We start from the raw sequence: 3462 nt of genomic DNA on the forward strand, positions 1-3462 counted from the left end.
GGGTGTGTTGACATTCAGTCCACCGAACGCGATGCCGTTATTATTCCACATCGAACTATAGGCATAGAGCATCTCGCTGAACCCATGGGGTCCCGGATTCAAAATCGAGCTGGTGCCGACGCCCGTCACCGACGCCACTGCCGTGAAACCGAGGACCACCATCGGCATGATCAGAATCAACAGGGAGGCCATCTTCATCTCATAGGGTTCGATCTTCTTGCCCAGATATTCCGGCGTGCGTCCCACCATCAAGCCGGCCACGAAGACGGCGATGATCGCAAAGACCACCATGCCGTAGAGGCCGGAGCCGACTCCGCCCAAAATCACCTCGCCGAATTGCATCATGAAGAGCGGCACCAAACCACCGAGCGGGGTGAAGGAATCGTGCATCGAGTTCACGGCGCCGGTCGAGGTCGCAGTCGTCGCCGTGGCGAAGAGCGCCGAGCGGGCGACGCCGAAGCGGACTTCCTTGCCCTCCATATTGCCACCGGGCTGCGCGTTGCCGGCGGCCTGATCGATCCCTAGCGCGGCAATACGGGGATTTCCCGCCGACTCCGCCCAATAGGCCCCGAGACTGAAGAGGGCTAACACGCTGAGCATCGCGGCAAGGAGCGCCCAACCCTGACGCGTGTCGCCGACCATCTTGCCGAACGTATAGGTCAAGGATGCAGCGATCATGGTCTCGGCGAGAAGGAGGAGAAAGTCCGTCAGGGGTGTTGGACTTTCGTACGGATGGGCCGCATTGGCATTAAAGAACCCGCCGCCGTTGGTCCCCAGATGCTTGATCGCGACCTGCGATGCGGCCGGCCCGACGGCCAGGATTTGCTCGACCCCTGTTGTTGATTCCGTCTTCGGTTGCCCCTTCTCGTCCAGGATGGCCTGCCCCGCGGCATCGGTAAGCGGCTTGTCATACGTCACGGGCTGGGCCAGCGTCGCCGTGTGATAGGACCCAAAGGTCTGAACCGTCCCCTGCGAGACGAGAATCAGCGCGAGGATGGCCGACAACGGCAGCAGGATGTAGAGGGTGCTGCGGGTCAGATCGACCCAGAAATTCCCGATGGTCTCCGAGGTCCGGCGCGCCAAGCCGCGAATCAGCGCGACCAGAATCGCCATCCCTGTCGCCGCAGACACGAAATTCTGGACCGTGAGCCCGAGCATTTGAGTGAGATAACTCAACGTCGCTTCGCCTCCATAGGCCTGCCAGTTCGTGTTAGTCACGAAACTCGCGGCGGTGTTGAACGCGAGATCGGGAGCCACGGCGCCAAATCCCTGCGGATTGAAGGGGAAGAATCCCTGCCAGCGCTGTAACGCATAGAGGGCCAAGAGCCCGGCGCCGTTGAACAGAAGCATCGCGACGGCATACGTCTTCCAACTCATCTCCTCGGTGCACCGCACTCCGCAGAGGCGATAGAGCAGCCGCTCAAGAGGGCCCACCACCCGGTCAAGCCCACAGGGTTGGCCTTCGTACACTCGGGCCATATACCAACCCACCGGCTTCACCAGCGCGAGCAGCACGACAAAGTAGAGTCCGATTTGAACCAGTCCGTTGATCGTCATCAGAACCACTCCGGTTTAAGCAACGCGATCATGAGATACACCAACAATCCCAACGACAGTATTCCACCGAGCACGTACATCGCATTCATAGCCGTCCCCCTTTATAGTCGCTCCAGCGCCGAGATGAGCCAGCCGGTTAGCAGAAAAAACGTGGCGGCGATGGTCAGATACATGAGATCCATGTGCATGCTCCTCAATTGCCGACAAAGAAATTATTGTCCAATATGTCTTTCTCTACTTGTCTACTTTCACAATAGACTGCAGGATGTAAAAACGGTGTAAAGACTGCGGAGCATCCGGAACAGTTTTCTCCTGATTCGACAGTCTGTCGACGATGCCTTATCGACAGCGACGACAACCCGCACGCCACCGTGGCCGTTGTGACACTGTCCCAGCCCCTGCGGCACGGGACACTATGCGGTCGATCTTTGGTTGCATACATGCTCGTACGCATCTCCCCTCGACCCCGTGAAACACGTCTCGCTCAGAACAAGTAGACCACTTGGAACGAGAGCGTCTCCTGGTGATTCACCGCTTGGCTGCCATAGAGAAACACGTTCTTGTCGGACTTGTCGTACCGGAACTCCGTCCGCGTAATCAGCGAGGGGAAGGGCTTGTACTGGAGCGTAAAGGTGTTCTCCCAGAGGGTCTGAGGAACACCACCCACGCCCGCGGCACCACCATAGGGTGAGCCCACACAGGTATTGGCGCCGCCCGCGAAATTCACGCCTCCGGTACAGGTCCTGGCGCCGCCCGCATCCTCGAAGATCTCGCCACGAATCCGGGCACTCCATTGATCGTTGAAGTCATGGATGAGATAGGCACCCAAGCCGTTCCATCTGGCATTACCCGCTGCCTTCACCGTGCTGGCATTGCCCTCGTTCCCGTAATAGGGCTCCAGGATGATCGTGTCCTTGTCGGTCGCTTTCAACGTCATGATCGACCCCACCACCGTCCGCTTGGCTGTGGGATCGGCCCCCGTGACGGCAGGCGCGGCCCCTTGGCTGTTCGATTGTTCCGCGCCGTAGGACCCGTAGAAGCTCACGCCGACTCGCTCATGCGGCGTCAGGGCCAGGAGCCACTCGAACGATTTGCTCTTGTTGTTGTCGTCCACGTTGTCCCAGCCATTGATCACGCCAATCGACGCGGTCACGAGAGGATTGAACGTATAGGTGGCGCGGACACCGGTCGTCGTGAAGGCCTGTCCCAAGCCGAACATGAAGGTCCTTGAAAAGTTCGGGTTCTCGAAACTGTTGATCACTTCATACCCGATTAACGTGTTGATCTTCCCCGCTTGAATCTTCAGGCCGTTGCCGACCGGGACGATATACTCAGCATAGAGCTCTTGAAAATCCAACTCGTTGTTACTCGTGCCTGGTTGGAAATTCGTGCGAGCCCGCGTCACCCGGGCATCGGTCCCAAAATTGAGCCGCGCGCGAAAGCCCGCCCGATCCATGCCGTTGCCGCCCGCATCTGCCGGCCGTTCCAGCATGAGTTGCGCTAAGTGCGGCATAAAGGCGTTCGCGTTGGTGTCGAAGATATGCAGTTGATTGAGGTTGGTGTTGGGATTGTTGAAATTGTGGGTATAGGCCACATCCACAAACCCGGACGCCTTGAACCCCAGCGTCTTCCAGATCCCCGGCGCATCGACTTTCTTCTCTAAGGAGTCCAGCCGCTCCTGCACCGTCTGAGTCGAAATCGGCGGCTCGGCCCCAAGGCTCATAGTGGGCTGCCCACCGATAAGGACGGCTCCCAGCCCTAACGCCATCCCTATAGACCTGAGTGTGCGTGTCTCTAGCATTCTTGGTTGCACGTGATTCCTCCTGTGATTAACCATTGATTCAGTGTAAATAGTCAGGCCATTGCCGACCGGTTCGAGATACGAGACATTCATCAGAGTGACTA

General features: G+C 58.4%; 3 protein-coding genes. All 3 read right to left on the bottom strand.

Annotated elements, in window-relative coordinates; all coding sequences use genetic code 11:
• Positions 1-1557, bottom strand: a 1557-nt coding sequence (locus Q7U76_08885) for a potassium-transporting ATPase subunit KdpA (GenBank protein MDO8356489.1), incomplete at its 3' end; no start/stop codon positions are given.
• The gene (gene kdpF, locus Q7U76_08890) at positions 1557-1646 is read right to left on the bottom strand and encodes a K(+)-transporting ATPase subunit F (GenBank protein MDO8356490.1); all 90 of its coding nucleotides are present in this window, start codon (positions 1644-1646) and stop codon (positions 1557-1559) included. The genes kdpF and Q7U76_08885, both read right to left, overlap by 1 nt.
• Before the next feature lie 395 nt (positions 1647-2041).
• Entirely contained in the window at positions 2042-3325 is a 1284-nt protein-coding gene (locus Q7U76_08895; GenBank protein ID MDO8356491.1) for an outer membrane beta-barrel protein, read from the bottom strand.
• Positions 3326-3462 lie beyond the last annotated feature (137 nt).

Source organism: Nitrospirota bacterium (genome assembly GCA_030645475.1).
Lineage (GTDB): Bacteria > Nitrospirota > Nitrospiria > Nitrospirales > Nitrospiraceae > Palsa-1315.